Genomic DNA, 14386 nt, shown 5'->3' with positions numbered 1-14386 from the left:
GCCACGCCGCTAAGTGAGTCTTAATTTGCGTATTTATTGCTTAAAATCTGCAGCAGAAAAATCAAAGCAGACTAAACTCGTCGATAAATCTAGCATAAGCTTTTAACGCCGCATCCATTTTCATGGACTGACTATGACCCGTACCTTTAAGCACTGTTAAAGTTTTTTGCTCGCTAGCGGCAGCATCATAAAGCGCTTGGGAAAATGCGACAGGCGTTGTTTCATCTTCTTCTCCCACCAGCAATAACAGCGGGGCACGATAATTTTGCATTAACGCGATGTTATCAATGCTTGCCAACTCTGGCGCGACAGTCACAGTCGAAAAGATTTTACTCCAGCTAGGCACTAACGCGTCCACTAGCTCTGGCACCGAGCTAATCGCGCCATCAAGCACTAACGCATCAACATTTCTCTGACTGGCAGTATAGCTACCTATTAATGAGCCCATGGATAAGCCGTGGATCACCGAGGGTATATCGGCTGGCAAGCTAGCATTGGCAAAATCAAATACTGCCAGGGCATCACTTTGCAAATCCACCACCTTTAACGCCTCTTTTTTTTCACTCACGCCTGTACCACGGTAATCAAACCAGATCACATTTAGCTGTAACATAGCAAACTGCTTAAGGATCCCCGATGATGTACTGATTTTCATACCATTGCCGCCAAAAAAGAGTACATTAGCCAGTGCATCAGGCCGTAACAATTTCACCCCTTTTAACGTTAGGCCATCATCTGTTGTCAGTGCCACTGCACTGATTTCAATTTCGTTATCTTGTTGGTCTAGCTTAGATTTTATATCAGTTAAATCTAGGTTTTTTTCGACAACCTCATCTTGATAAATAAAGGTGTCTGGAGTGATCTTGATGGAGCAGCCACTGAGCAGTAACAGGGCGATAATTGGGACAATTTTAAGCATAAAACATTCCTTGTTTAGCCTGATTCAACGCCTTGTGTTGAACGCTTATTAAGCAGATTTGTATTTGCAATTAATCCTATCCACAACCCGAATGATAATCAAGCAGTAACTTATATAGTAAAATTCATCGCGCTTTATCTCCACAGTTAATGCTCCAAAAGCTCGTATACCAACAAGGCTGCACAGCAAGCTAACGCCCTACCTCTCATCTTATCTACAAGGCTTTTTCACTAACGTTAAATGCCGTGGTATATTAGCGCCCATATTCACTAAAGTAGTTAAAGGTCATTTCATGAAAATCGGTATTATTGGCGCTATGGAGCCAGAAGTTGCGCACTTAGTTGAGTCAATGCAAAACCCAAGCTCGACCACCATCGCGGGTATCGAGTTTGTTGCAGGTCAACTGGCAGGTAAAGACGTCATTGTGACACGTTCTGGCATTGGTAAAGTGACTGCGAGTATCGCAACCACACTACTTATCGAAAAGTACGCTCCTGATGCGATTATCAACACTGGCTCTGCTGGCGGTTTTGCCGATGAGCTAGCCATTGGCGATATCGTAATTTCATCTGAAGTGCGTCACCATGATGTTGACGTAACGGCTTTTGGTTATGAAATAGGCCAAATGGCGCAGCAACCTGCAGCGTTTATTCCGGATACAAAATTAGTTGCTGCGGCGCAAAAAGCGGTTGCAAGCCTTGGTGAAGTCAAAGCAATTGAAGGCTTGATCTGTACTGGCGATAGTTTTATTTGCGACCCAATTCGCACTAAGACCATGCTTGAAAACTTCCCAACCATGGCAGCGTGTGAAATGGAAGGCGCGGCAATTGCGCAAGTATGTCATCAGTTCAACGTACCATTTGTGGTTATTCGTTCACTGTCTGACAACGCAAATAACGACTCGCCTGTCGATTTCGACGAGTATATCGTTAAAGCTGGTCGTCACTCGGCATTGATGGTTATTGCTCTACTTGAACAACTTTAAGCAAAACAGCTTAAGTCGTTACATAAAGTAGATAAGACAAGGATAGCGCGGCAATATGGTTCCTGAGTTTACCAAAATCTTTTCTCAAGATAGTCAGCTTTACGTAGGTGCTTTGGTGCTCTTAGTGTCAATCTTATTGGCAAGAATTGCCCCGCTGCCGCGCAATCTACAGCCACTTGAATGGCTTTCTCAAGTGGCCAAAAACCTTAGCTTAAAAGTCAATCATACTCGGCGCGACCGTTCGCAACAGCTAATCGCTGGAACGTTAGCTATGCTACTGTTAATCATTCCTTTTTGGGCGGTGATTAGCTTTCTAGTTGAGCTGGCAGAGTTTCCATGGTTTTTTGAAGCGATTATTATCTACCTCTGTTTACAAGATGACCACTTCCGCCATATAGCCAATGAAGTTGTTATCGCCGTCAAACGTGATAATAAGACTCGAGCTCGCAACCTCTTGATGCCTTGGCTTAACCGTAGCACTTGCTCGCTATCGAGTGTTGGCTTATACAAAGCTACAATTGAGCGACTAACAACCACATCCATTTACGGCACCGTATCAGCAATCCTATTTTACGCTATAGGTGGTATCCCTTTATTAATAATCGCTAGAATGCTCAAGCAACTGGAGTTTTGCTGGCCGATCTACAATCCAGAGTATCGCTACTTTGGCATCCCCGTTTATGCTTTAAGTACTGTGATGCATTTTATTCCAGCCAAACTTTGGGCACTCAGTATTGCGATTCAAGGCGGACCAAAAAGCTTAGCAGCCTTATTCAATCCTAAAGTGAATGCTGTGCCTATGAACGAGTATCAAGCAAATGAAGTCATGGCTTGTGCGTTAACGGTAGAACTTGGTGGTCCGGTAAAGTTTAATGATACCCGTATTGAGATGAGCAAAATCAACTACGGACGTCACCCGACAGCAGAAGACGTATTAATGGCCATAAAAATCAACTCTATTGCCTTTGCGCTATGGGTATCTGCTATCGTTATTTTGCCGGGACTATGGGGCGCACTGCGTCTATTACAAAACTAATAAAGCGCAATACTTTGCAGTGCAAAGCAAATTAAAGTGAGTATTGGTTAAGTTGGCATGCTTATTTACGCAATAGCATTGTAATCGTCTTGTATAAACTGTTGGCGTTGTTATTATTCGTTAAACTCATTGTGTTGCATCTTCTAGGGCAAATCCCATTGTTTGATAATATTCACGTTTCACTTACAACGCCTGCGTTGCTGTTTCCAGCAATCTCTTTACTTTTATTGGCATACACCAACCGTTTTTTCTCACTGGCAGCACTGATCCGTAATTTAAGTGCCGACGGAAAACCTATTCACACAGATCAGATTAAAAACCTGCGTCAGCGCATTAGTATCATCAGGCGCATGCAAGAGTCTGGTGTGCTCAGTTTTGCACTGTGTGTGTTATGTATGATTTTTATTTATGTGGGTTTTAACAAAACTGGTTCGTTTATTTTTGGTTGTAGCTTACTGTTACTGCTCTATTCACTGCTGTTGTCGGTGATTGAAATTCGAATCTCTGTTGATGCGCTCAACATCCATCTTGAAGAGATGGACAAATGATCGATTGGATCTACTTTTTTGATCTTTGTGGCACTGCGGTTTTCGCCCTCTCAGGTGCACTCGCCGCAGGGCGACATAAAATGGATCCGTTCGGTGTGCTTGTACTCGCCTCTGTGACCGCAATAGGGGGTGGCAGCATACGCGATGCGCTATTAGGCACGACTCCTGTATTTTGGATTCAAGATCCCAGTTATATTATTGTCATCTTAGCAACAGTAGTACTGACTTTTGTTTTAGTGCGCAAACCCAAACGTGTTCCACGCTATATCCTGCCAGTTGCCGATGCTTTTGGTTTAGCGTTATTTACCACTATTGGCGTGGAGAAAGCACTGAGCGTCGGTCTAGATGGCATGACAGCTGTGGTTATGGGCTTAATTACTGGGGTCGGTGGTGGCATTATTCGTGATTTGCTCTGCCAACAAGTCCCTATGGTATTGCGTACCGAAATTTATGCGACAGCATCAATTGTAGGCGGTATCTGCTATACCATCAGTTTACACTTGGGCGCAGCGGATATGTTTGCCTTATTATTTGCAATGAGCACCGCACTCGTGATTAGATTAGCTGCGATTCGTTGGCATCTTTCTTTACCGGCTTTTGATTTAAAGACACCGCAATAATGAGATTTGGATTTTTAAGTTTACTGTTACTGTTAACTAGCTTTTCGGCCACTGCCAATATTGGTGATATGCCCAAAGAGCAGCAGCTCGCTATCAAGTATATTCAAGCGTTAACGCATCAAGACTACTCAGGTCTAAGCCACTTTTATAATCGTGATAGTGTGTTTAACGACAGAACTGCTGGCAGAAAATATACCGGCAAACGTCATATTTTGCAGTTCCTAAAGCGTGCCCACCGTGGAGTACTGGAGTATAGCTTTAATATTGAGCACATGTTCAACTCAGGCTCTCTCGTCGTGCTTATTGGTAATTACCGTTACAAAGGACCTGGCGAGCTTTTTGGTAAGCCAGGGCGGATTATTGATATTGCCATTCCTGGTGTGACGACATTGCGTTTAGATATGACCCATGAGCGCGTTAAAGAACATCAAGACTTGATGGATTACCAAACCATGGCGGATCAACTCTCAGTGCAGTAGACCTGCTTAGATCACATTTCAATCAAGGCTCGGGAATTTTTTTCGATTTCAGCAATCAGAGTATTTAGTTACTTTATCTGTTGTAGGTCACTATGAATTTGATTAATGCGCTTCGCAGCGCAATTATGCTTGCGCTACTGTTTTGTAGCTCTGCGTTTGCTCTAGAACAACCGATTGTCGTTTCTTATGCTGACCAGCCAATTCACCGTTTTAATCAAGAGCTACAACAAGCTCAACGCCAACATAGGCACTGGACTAACAAACCTGAATCAATCTCCGCCCATTATGCTGGAACTGGCTTCAGTCTCGCCAAAGTCAAACAGTATCAAGGCAAAGTTGTTACGTACAATGTCAGTACTGCCGATACCAAACACCCTAAGATGTTACTTATTTTATCGATGGAAAAGCAGAATAATAGTTGGCAACTGGATGCGGCTCGCTTGACCTGGAAATGCAAAAACGGTCAGCACTTTAGTACTGACCGTTGCTTATCGAACCCATAAACGACCCAAGGTAGGTCGTTTAGTTATCAACTATACCAAAGTTATTTTTGCAAACTTACGCTTGCCCACTTGGAATACTGCCGTAGTACCGGCTGTAAGTTGTAAGCGAGTATCTTCAATCTTGTCGCCATCAATCTTTGCTGCACCTTGCTTAATCATGCGCATCGCATCTGATGTCGAGTTAACAAGACCCGCTTCTTTAAGTAGGTTAGCAATCGCGATACCTTCACCAGCGGCAATCTCTAGCTCTTCAATATCACTAGGAATCGCGCCTTTTTGGAAGCGATTGATAAACTCATTGTGAGCCGCTTCTGCAGCCGCATCATCATGGAAACGCGCGATAATTTCTTTAGCCAACGCAATTTTTACATCACGAGGGTTTAATCCCGCTTCAACGTCAACTTTAAACTGCTCAATTTCAGCTAGTGGACGGAAAGACAGTAGTTCGAAGTAACGCCACATCAGGTCATCAGAGATAGACATGATTTTGCCAAACATCTCACCAGCTGGCTCACTCACACCAATATAGTTATGCGCAGACTTAGACATCTTCTTAACGCCGTCTAGGCCTTCAAGCAGTGGCATCATGATCACTGTTTGTGGCTTTTGACCTGCAGACTTTTGCAGCTCGCGGCCCATTAACAGGTTGAACTTCTGATCGGTACCGCCTAACTCAACGTCAGCTTCTAGGGCAACTGAGTCATAGCCTTGTAGCAACGGATACATGAATTCATGAATAGCGATTGATTGACCTGAACCATAGCGCTTCTTAAAGTCATCACGTTCCATCATACGAGCAACGGTTTGCTGCGAAGCAAGGCGGATCATACCCGCGGCACCTAATGGCTCTAACCACGTAGAGTTAAACTCAATACGAGTTTTGGCTGGGTCTAGAATTTTATAGACCTGCTGCTTATATGTCTCAGCATTGGCAAGCACTTGTTCGCGCGTCAACGGTGGACGAGTGCTGTTCTTTCCGCTTGGATCACCGACCATACCCGTGAAGTCACCAATCAAGAAAATCACTTCATGACCTAGCTCTTGGAAAGTACGCATTTTATTCAAAATAACCGTGTGGCCAAGATGAATATCAGGAGCGGTTGGATCGGCACCTAGTTTAATTTTTAACGGGCGACCTTCTTTTAGCTTCTCCAGTAGATCTGCTTCGAGTAATATCTCGTCCGTACCACGTTTTATTTCTGCTAATGCTTGCTCTAAATCAGCCATATCGGCGGTTACTCCTGGGAGCCTAATCAAAAAATTCTGGGCACTTATGTTACTTGTTAGCAAGGACAAATGAAAGTGTGTACACTAAGGGGATCACTAAGAAAGGGCTAATTTGGTATCAAGGTCAATGGGAAAGGTTATAACTTTATTTAAATTACTGCCAAAATTACATCAAATGCTCTTGTGCGGTTTAGTTTTTGTCACGTTAATTATTATCTTTATGCCATCCGATGATGTGCAAGCTTCAAAACAAACCTCTGCAGTCGACGGCGAATATGACGTTAATAAACGTTATAACGTGCCATTAGCGTTTAGAGAACCAACACCACCTTCAGCATCATTAAGTAGCTCAGATCCTGCGCAGCGCAAACGCCCTGAACAACTTGCGCCAGCTGCAACACAAACTAATACGCCAGCAACTGAAGAAACTGCAACAACAGTATCTAACGTCCCAGCTGCGCCAAAGTTAAACGAAAAACACTTTCAAGTGAAAAGCGGTGATACGCTGGCTGCGTTATTTGAACGCGCGGGTCTTACTGCGAAAGATGTGTATGACGTCACTCAGTTGCCGAAAGCCAAAAAAAATCTACTTAAGATTATGCCTGGCGACGACTTAGTCATCGCCAAAGATAAAAACGGTAAACTGGTACAACTCACTTATCATTTAGATAAAATTACTACCTTGATTGTGAGTAACGATGAAAATGGTTATACCGAGCAAATTGTCACCAAAAAAGTGGAAGCTCGGAAAAAGTTTGCTGGCGCGACCATCAAAAACAATTTCTGGAATGCCGGCGTCAATGCTGGTTTGACGCCAAACCAAATTATGCAGTTAGCAACCATTTTTGGTTGGGACGTCGACTTCGCCTTAGATCTGCGCAAAGGCGATCAATTCTCCATGATATTTGAAGAAGAATATGCTGATGGTAAGTTCTTAAAAAACGGTAATATTCTCGCTGCAGAGTTTATAAATCAAGGCGACCGATACACAGCAGTGCGCTACAAAGATGGCACCTATTACTCGGAAGAAGGCCGCAGCATGCGTAAAGCTTTCTTGCGCTCACCTGTCGACTTTAAATATGTAAGCTCAAGCTTTAATCCTCGCAGACTACACCCTGTAACCGGACAAGTAAGGGCTCACCGCGGCGTAGACTATGTCGCGGCGGTTGGCACCCCCATTAAGGCTGCCGGTAATGGCCGAGTCATAAAGTCTAGCTATAACCAATACAATGGTAACTATGTGTTTATTAAACACAACGACACCTATACAACCAAATACTTACACCTAACCAAACGTAAGGTTAAGACGGGTCAATCTGTTAAGCAGGGACAGATCATTGGTACCTTAGGTTCAACAGGTCGAGTTACAGGTCCGCATCTGCATTATGAGTTCATTGTAAATGGTGTTCATAGAAACCCGCGTACGATAAAGCTGCCAAAATCCGATCCGATTGCCAAGAAGGAAAAGGCACAATTTGCTAAGCTGAGCCAAAGTATGATGGCTGAACTAGAGCACAATAAGCAGGTACAAATTGCAGCGCAATAGCGCTGCAACAACCTTCCCTTTACTATTACTCAGTTGAGTCACCCAAGCTTAAAAGGTATCAAGCGCATGAATAGCAGTTACTACATTGGTCTAATGTCTGGTACCAGCATGGATGGCATTGATGCCGTTCTCGTTAATTTTGACGGCGATCAACCAACCCTTATTGAGTCGCATACCGAAGCACTACCGCTCGCTTTATTAAAAAGCCTACAAAAGCTTTGCCTACCCGGCAACGATGAAATTAACCGTTTAGGTCACCTCGATCGCAGTATGGGCAAGTTATTCGCCAAAGCAACCAATGCATTGCTGGCTAAAACAAGCATTGATAAGTCGCAGGTAATAGCCATTGGCAGCCATGGGCAAACGGTACGTCATATGCCAAACCTTGAAATGGGCTTTACCTTACAAATTGGTGACCCAAACACGATTGCCGTGGAAACAGGTATTAATGTTATCGCTGACTTTAGGCGTAAAGATGTGGCTCTGGGCGGCCAAGGTGCGCCCTTAGTGCCAGCTTTTCATCAGCACGTGTTTGCCAACCCAAATCACCAGCGCATTATTTTAAACATAGGTGGCATCGCCAATGTGACTTACCTACCAGGTAACACGGAAGAGGTGACAGGCTTTGATACTGGACCTGGTAACGGCTTAAGTGATGCATGGATCCAGCATCAACTGGGTCAGCCTTATGATAAAGATGGCGAATGGGCAAAATCAGGCACCACAGATCAAAAGATGCTGCAGCACCTACTATCGCACCCTTATTTTGCGCTCGATGCCCCTAAAAGCACTGGACGCGAACTCTTTAACCAAGCTTGGGCTGAACAGCAGTTATCTGAATTTAACGACTTAAGCGAAGCTGATATTCAATCGACACTGCTAGACCTAACTTGTTATAGCATCGCAAATGATGCACTTAAGCTAAGCGAAAACGGTGAGCTTTATGTATGTGGTGGCGGCGCGTACAACTGCGAACTCATGCACCGTCTGCGTAAGTTGCTACCAAACTATAAAGTTGTTACCACAGCAGACTTAGGCATGGATCCGCAATGGGTTGAGGGCATCGCCTTTGCTTGGCTTGCGATGAGACATCACCTAGGTTTGCCCGGCAACCTTCCCGCTGTCACAGGCGCTTCTAAAGAGGCTGTGCTTGGCGCGCTTTACCCAGCAGATTAATACGATAATTTAACCAGTAGAGAACTACTGTGATTAGCCATGAGTAATCTAGTGCAGCAACCTATGCTGTAGCTTAATCACATCCCGCTTATAGTTCTGCGATAGCGTCATCAGTAAACTATTATTATTGGCGATATAAGTCATGGCGCCAGAGCGCGGAATACTGCCGGAAGGGAGCTTTAATATCGGTGTGATTAACCCAGTATTAAAACGCCAAAAGTTAATCAACTGAAATCCACGCCGAGTATTTCTAAAGTATATACCTTTGTCTGTTGCCACCCAGTTATACCCCTCACCAAAATGATGCTCACTTATCACCTCAGTGACATTATCAGGTTCAGAAAGTGCAACAGCCCACAAGCCCGCCTTATCAAGGCGAGTGAATACTAACTTGTCTTCGCTAATCATTTTCCCCAAACGCATATTCATTGAGTTGATGACCTTAGGTAAACGGTTATCAAGATAGAACTCGGTTATCCCATCTTTACTACGTGATAAAACCATCTCATCATTCCAGCCCCAGCTCGGACGATTGTGATCTAAATAAGGCGTAGCTAAGATACTGATGTTCGACGTGGATAAATCTAACACGTGGATTTTGTTACCTTCATTTTTATCATCAGGCGCTAAAAAGGCAATTTTAGTCCCGTCATGAGACCAACTTGGATACGCTACGCGTCGCTTAAGGTCAGTATGTTGACGCCGATTTTCACCGTTGATATCACTCGTCCAAATTTCATTGAATCCAGTTTCATTCGACACATAAACAATACGTTCAGTAATAGCCGAATAATCAGGATTGCGATAACTATAGTCGACTTGTAGCAGCGGAAAAGTCGCTGTAGGAATAGATTGCTCCAGCGCAAAAGAAGCCACTTGATAGTCTCGCATATAATTGGAGTATACCAATTCATCGGTATTAGGAATGGAGCGAGGATAGCTCATGCCCTCAACATCAAGCGGCAAAATATGCTTATCGTTAATACCAACAATAAAGCCATTTCTAACACCTGAGTTTTCGGTACTAAAAATCAGTCTCTCATTATCTTGATGCCAACTTAATCCACGAATATCTTCTAAACCAAAGGTTAAACGTCGCTCTTCTGCGGTTTTAGTATTTAAAATAAAGATATCTTCCGAGATATTGCCAAAGCGGCGAGCAATCGCTAGCCAACGACCATCGGGGCTAAATGCCAAATCTCTATCACGGTAACTGCAATGCTCTGCGCAGGATAGTCGCTTAGGTAATGCTTCTTCGGTTAACGATAATTCGTACAAACCTGAGCCATCCCCTTCGCCGGCATCCCAAATATACACAAGCCGACTACTATCAGGTGCAATATCAAGTGCAGAGCTATAGGTATAACACTCACCGAGCTTAAGCGCCTCGTTACTATCCAAGTTCAGTTTAGTTAGGTAGCACTTACCTTCACTACGGTGCTCGGACCCAAAATACAAGGCTTCACCGTCTGGGCTCCACACTGCACGGATCTCCGCCGTTTTGGTTGAGGTTAACCGTTTAGGCGTTTCTGTCGGCTTAGTTAAGTCCTTAAGGTATAAACTAGAGTACCGGTTATTGCTGCGGCTACCATAAACGAGCCAACGACCATCTGGAGACACTATGGGATATAACTCTGAACCTGCTGCGGTAGTTAAGCTCTGCTTTAGTGTCGGTACATAGCGGATACGATCTTGGTAAAGGTGATAAGCCCATGCACTAAACATAAACAACAAAGCTAAAGCTCCGACAGCTGCAATCCGTCGATTCAAGCTTGTGAGCTGTGCGATTTTCAGTTGAGATTGCTCAAATAAGTCCAGATCATCGACTAAGTCTGATTGGTTAAAACAAGGCTCAATTAACAAGCGGTAGCCCATTTTACGCACCGTCTCAATCGCATTGTCTTCACCGAGCTCTTGATTAAGGTGCTTGCGCAGGTGCCAAATAGCGTTAGTTAGTGCCTTACTGCCCACATAAGTATTACCTTCCCAAATATTGTCGATCAACTCCTCACGGGTAACCACTTCTGGATATTGCCGCGCGAGATAGCTTAATACCTCAATAAATTTAGGTTGAACTGACACCTTTTCTGAGCTGACGCCATCGACTGCAGAATTAAAAAAGCAAAGGCTATTGTCACTCGGGTTCACCTCACATTGGCCGAGTTTAAATACCGCTTCCTTTCTTATTCCCATCGTGGCACCTCCGGTTAAATAACAGATTTGAGTATTTTGGAACTAACCCTCTGCGAAAAATTACATCTATTCAACATAGACAATTCAATTATCACACCACAAAAACATACAGCAAAACCATGAAAAATAATACAATAGATAATAAATAGATATATAAACAACAAAGAAACGACCTGATTAGCATTGCTGTTAGTTTACAAAAAAATTACAAATAACTCAGTTGACAACCAGCAGCACAAAAATTGGAACATCGACAGTATTACCCCTGAGAATATTAGTGAAATTCAGATGATGTTGCGTAAGAGTAACTCGCACAGTCAGGGCAATTATAAAAATAAGGACTGCAATCAATGAAACCAAAAAAGATGAATCTATCCGCTATTAGTTTAGCTATCAGCATGGCAGCGCTAACCCCAACAACCTTGTTTGCAGCCGAAGCAGCAGGTAAGTCAGAAGCTAAAGAAGAAATAGAAAAAATTGAAGTCACTGGCTCGCGTATTAAGCGTGCTGACTTTGAAGGCGTTGCACCAGTGACAGTCATTACTGCCGACGACATTGCCAATAGCGGCCTTAACTCTATTTCAGAAGTACTGCAATCCTCAGTTGCCAACACTGGCGGCTCGCTAAACGGTGAAAGCGATGGCTTTACCGACAGCGCTAGCTCTGTCAACTTACGCGGTATGGGCGCAAATCGAACCTTGGTGTTAATTAATGGTCGTCGCCAGGCTTCATTTCCAAGTGCCGCTGGCGGTACCTCTAACTTTGTTGACGTCTCTGATATCCCTACAGCTGCAGTACAACGTATTGAAATTTTAACCGGCGGTGCATCGGCGATTTACGGCTCAGATGCAGTAGGTGGTGTAGTTAACATCATCTTAAAACAGCAGTATGACGGCGCTAAAGTCGCCGCCAAGTATACCGAGCCAACCCAAGGTGGCGGCGAGCAGTTAGATCTGTCTTACCTACAAGGCTTTAATACCGATAAAAGCCAAACCTTATTGATGCTCGAATACAAGAAAGTAGAATCTATTCAAACTTACCAGCGTGATGACCTATATAGCCCTGCTTACTATGAAAATGAAGATGGAGAACTGACCTGGGGTGCAGGCCCTTATGGCGATGCTTCACCTTCAAGTTGGTCTTCTCGAATTACCGATTACAGTAAGGTTTATCATGACGATAAATACGTTAATCTTAGCGAACAGCAATGTAGTGAACTGTTTGGTGAAAAAGGTATTTACAGACCCGATTACAAGTATGATTGCTACTATGATAAATACGCCGACCGCGGCCTAAAATCAGCTTACGACCGAGTGAACCTAGTCTTAAATTCAACCTATGATTTGAATGATGACTGGCAGATCTACGGCATGATCAACGCCTCTTACAAAGAAGCCACTAAGTACAAAGATGAAAAGGGCTTTGGCAGAAGTATTTATCAAGATGAAGCAACAGGTGCACTAAGTTACGACAAATATGAATTTGAAGATGATAACCGCTTTTACCTAGCTCGCAGAATGGAAGAGTACCCAGGGCCGCGTACCTATGATACCCAAAACACTAAAGCGGCTATCTCGTTTGGTGCTGATGGCACCATAGGCGATTATGAGTTAGATCTATCTTGGTCAAGTAGCTATAACAAGTATGAAAAGCAAAACCATCACATGGTCAAAGCAGATGCGCTGCTTGATATTGTCACCTTTGATCCAAACGATGCAGATCCATCAAAGTGGTATCCAAACCGCCAAATGACAACAGAGCAAGCTAATATGCTTATTGCTGATTCAACCAAGAACTCAGATTCGAGCATGCATCAATTCCAAGCGGTATTCACCGGTGATTTAATGGAGTTACCAGCCGGCACTGCAGGTTTTGCAACCACTGCAGAATGGGCGCGTGAAAGCTATGAAGATACCCTAGATGAAGTAACAATGAGCGGTGGTTTAATCGGTATGGGCGGCACTGGTGGCGAGGGAGATAGAGACCGCTTAGCTGTAGCTGGTGAAGTTCAGATCCCACTTATTGCAAACATCACCGGGGTTAAATCACTCGATCTATCAGCCGCACTGCGTTACGACCAATACTTAGATGATTCCGATGTCGGCGGTGCAACGACTCCACAGGTAGGCTTATCGTACCGCCCAATCGAAGAGGTCATGATTCGCGCTAACTGGGGGAAAAGCTTTAGAGCGCCAGATATGCACCGTCTTTATGCCGGTTTAACAAGAGCTTACGGATCTACTTCATACCCACACCCAACTATTCCTGATGAGGTCTATGAAGATAATTACAGCAGCATAAGCTCAGGTAATATCAATCTCGAAGAAGAAAAGGGCGAATTCTGGAACTTAGGTTTAGTCGCTAATATAACCGACAATGCCGACATCACCCTAGATTGGTGGAACATTGAGCTTGAAGGCGCAGTTAAAACAATCTCAACCGATGAGATGCTAGACGATGAAGCTAGGTATAACCAAACCGGCAATTACAGCAACTGTGATCAAATGGACGTTGTTGGTTATCTCAATGAGTTTGACGATGACGGCATTGAGAATATCGCTTGTATGCGTAAAGGCCCAATCAACAGTGCGTATGAAGCCTCTGAAGGTATTGATACTAGCTTTAACTATCAGTTCCCAGAGACCGCTATAGGTGATTTTAAGTTTAAAGTTGCTGCCTCTTACTTAATCAAGAAAGAGTACCAAGAGCGAGTTGATAGCGAGATTGAAGAACAGACTGAAACCGATTACTTCCCTAAGTGGAAAGGTAATGCCAGCCTCAGTTGGAACTATCAAGATTTCAGCGCTACTGTTGCTTATTACTATACTGGTGAAGCAAAGGGAACGGACACATTTACTCTTATCGACAGTGATGGTAACGAGTATGAAGAAGAGGATTACACCGATACTTTAGATGCATACCAAGTAGTCAATATTACCCTATCCTACTATGCTCCATGGAAAGGTAAGTTCACTGCAGGTGTTAAAAACCTAACTGATGAAATGCCACCTCTTTACGACGTTCGTAATGACCAACATAATAGCTGGCCTTTCTACGAAGATGACAACAGTAGCTATTCAAATACTGGTCGCAGCTTCTTCGTAGGGTATTCACAAAAGTTCTAGTCTGGGGTGTACTTCCGATAATCACCAGA

At 43.8% G+C, this 14386-nt stretch carries 12 protein-coding genes; 9 read left to right on the top strand and 3 right to left on the bottom strand.

Annotated features, from left to right (window positions below; genetic code table 11):
* Nucleotides 1-61: 61 nt before the first annotated feature.
* Nucleotides 62-919, bottom strand: coding sequence for an alpha/beta hydrolase (locus L2748_RS02410; protein ID WP_220779538.1), 858 nt, complete (start codon nt 917-919; stop codon nt 62-64).
* A gap of 292 nt (nt 920-1211) precedes the next feature.
* On the opposite strand from L2748_RS02410, the gene mtnN reads away from it, so the two are divergent.
* From mtnN to L2748_RS02380, 6 genes are all read left to right on the top strand, one after another.
* Nucleotides 1212-1904 (top strand): 5'-methylthioadenosine/S-adenosylhomocysteine nucleosidase, encoded by a 693-nt coding sequence (gene mtnN, locus L2748_RS02405; protein WP_220779537.1) that lies wholly within the window; start codon nt 1212-1214, stop codon nt 1902-1904.
* 55 nt (nt 1905-1959) lie between these two features.
* Entirely contained in the window at nt 1960-2940 is a 981-nt protein-coding gene (locus L2748_RS02400) for a cobalamin biosynthesis protein CobD/CbiB (protein ID WP_220779527.1), read from the top strand.
* A gap of 170 nt (nt 2941-3110) precedes the next feature.
* Nucleotides 3111-3488: a DUF2721 domain-containing protein gene (locus tag L2748_RS02395; RefSeq protein WP_220779665.1), complete on the top strand. Its 378-nt coding sequence runs from the start codon at nt 3111-3113 to the stop codon at nt 3486-3488.
* Nucleotides 3485-4108 (top strand): trimeric intracellular cation channel family protein, encoded by a 624-nt coding sequence (locus L2748_RS02390; protein ID WP_220779525.1) that lies wholly within the window; start codon nt 3485-3487, stop codon nt 4106-4108. The genes L2748_RS02395 and L2748_RS02390 overlap by 4 nt, the downstream gene beginning before the upstream one ends.
* Nucleotides 4108-4587: a nuclear transport factor 2 family protein gene (locus tag L2748_RS02385; protein ID WP_220779517.1), complete on the top strand. Its 480-nt coding sequence runs from the start codon at nt 4108-4110 to the stop codon at nt 4585-4587. The genes L2748_RS02390 and L2748_RS02385 overlap by 1 nt, the downstream gene beginning before the upstream one ends.
* 92 nt (nt 4588-4679) lie before the next feature.
* A complete protein-coding gene (locus tag L2748_RS02380; RefSeq protein ID WP_220779515.1) occupies nt 4680-5090 on the top strand; it encodes a hypothetical protein in 411 nt (136 codons plus the stop codon).
* Nucleotides 5091-5120: 30 nt separating this feature from the next.
* Here the strand turns inward: L2748_RS02380 and tyrS are convergent, their stop codons facing one another.
* Nucleotides 5121-6317 carry a tyrosine--tRNA ligase gene (tyrS, locus tag L2748_RS02375; RefSeq protein ID WP_220779513.1) on the bottom strand — a complete coding sequence of 399 codons (1197 nt, stop codon included), beginning with the start codon at nt 6315-6317 and terminating at the stop codon, nt 5121-5123.
* A 127-nt stretch (nt 6318-6444) separates the two neighbouring features.
* Here tyrS and L2748_RS02370 point away from each other — a divergent pair, with 127 nt between their 5' ends.
* Both L2748_RS02370 and L2748_RS02365 read left to right on the top strand, forming a co-directional pair.
* Nucleotides 6445-7863, top strand: coding sequence for a peptidoglycan DD-metalloendopeptidase family protein (locus L2748_RS02370; RefSeq protein ID WP_220779503.1), 1419 nt, complete (start codon nt 6445-6447; stop codon nt 7861-7863).
* A gap of 66 nt (nt 7864-7929) precedes the next feature.
* Entirely contained in the window at nt 7930-9039 is a 1110-nt protein-coding gene (locus tag L2748_RS02365) for an anhydro-N-acetylmuramic acid kinase (RefSeq protein WP_220779501.1), read from the top strand.
* Between the two features lie 48 nt (nt 9040-9087).
* Here the strand turns inward: L2748_RS02365 and L2748_RS02360 are convergent, their stop codons facing one another.
* Complete coding sequence (locus tag L2748_RS02360; RefSeq protein WP_220779499.1) at nt 9088-11232, bottom strand: winged helix-turn-helix domain-containing protein; 2145 nt, start codon at nt 11230-11232, stop codon at nt 9088-9090.
* Nucleotides 11233-11582: 350 nt separating this feature from the next.
* On the opposite strand from L2748_RS02360, the gene L2748_RS02355 reads away from it, so the two are divergent.
* Nucleotides 11583-14357: a TonB-dependent receptor domain-containing protein gene (locus L2748_RS02355; protein WP_220779497.1), complete on the top strand. Its 2775-nt coding sequence runs from the start codon at nt 11583-11585 to the stop codon at nt 14355-14357.
* The last annotated feature ends 29 nt before the right edge of the window (nt 14358-14386 follow it).

Origin of the sequence: Shewanella sairae (assembly GCF_023283535.1) — a bacterium.
Taxonomy (GTDB): domain Bacteria; phylum Pseudomonadota; class Gammaproteobacteria; order Enterobacterales; family Shewanellaceae; genus Shewanella; species Shewanella sairae.
Note: the sequence above shows the minus strand (reverse complement) of the source record. Positions and strands in the feature narration are given on the sequence as shown.

Coding starts and splice junctions, on each gene's coding strand:
- L2748_RS02410 (WP_220779538.1), bottom strand. CDS start 919: ATGCTTAAAATTGTCCCAATTATCGCCCTGTTACTGCTCAGTGGCTGC.
- L2748_RS02380 (WP_220779515.1), top strand. CDS start 4,680: ATGAATTTGATTAATGCGCTTCGCAGCGCAATTATGCTTGCGCTACTG.
- L2748_RS02385 (WP_220779517.1), top strand. CDS start 4,108: ATGAGATTTGGATTTTTAAGTTTACTGTTACTGTTAACTAGCTTTTCG.
- L2748_RS02360 (WP_220779499.1), bottom strand. CDS start 11,232: ATGGGAATAAGAAAGGAAGCGGTATTTAAACTCGGCCAATGTGAGGTG.
- L2748_RS02355 (WP_220779497.1), top strand. CDS start 11,583: ATGAAACCAAAAAAGATGAATCTATCCGCTATTAGTTTAGCTATCAGC.
- L2748_RS02400 (WP_220779527.1), top strand. CDS start 1,960: ATGGTTCCTGAGTTTACCAAAATCTTTTCTCAAGATAGTCAGCTTTAC.
- L2748_RS02390 (WP_220779525.1), top strand. CDS start 3,485: ATGATCGATTGGATCTACTTTTTTGATCTTTGTGGCACTGCGGTTTTC.
- L2748_RS02370 (WP_220779503.1), top strand. CDS start 6,445: ATGGGAAAGGTTATAACTTTATTTAAATTACTGCCAAAATTACATCAA.
- mtnN (WP_220779537.1), top strand. CDS start 1,212: ATGAAAATCGGTATTATTGGCGCTATGGAGCCAGAAGTTGCGCACTTA.
- L2748_RS02365 (WP_220779501.1), top strand. CDS start 7,930: ATGAATAGCAGTTACTACATTGGTCTAATGTCTGGTACCAGCATGGAT.
- tyrS (WP_220779513.1), bottom strand. CDS start 6,317: ATGGCTGATTTAGAGCAAGCATTAGCAGAAATAAAACGTGGTACGGAC.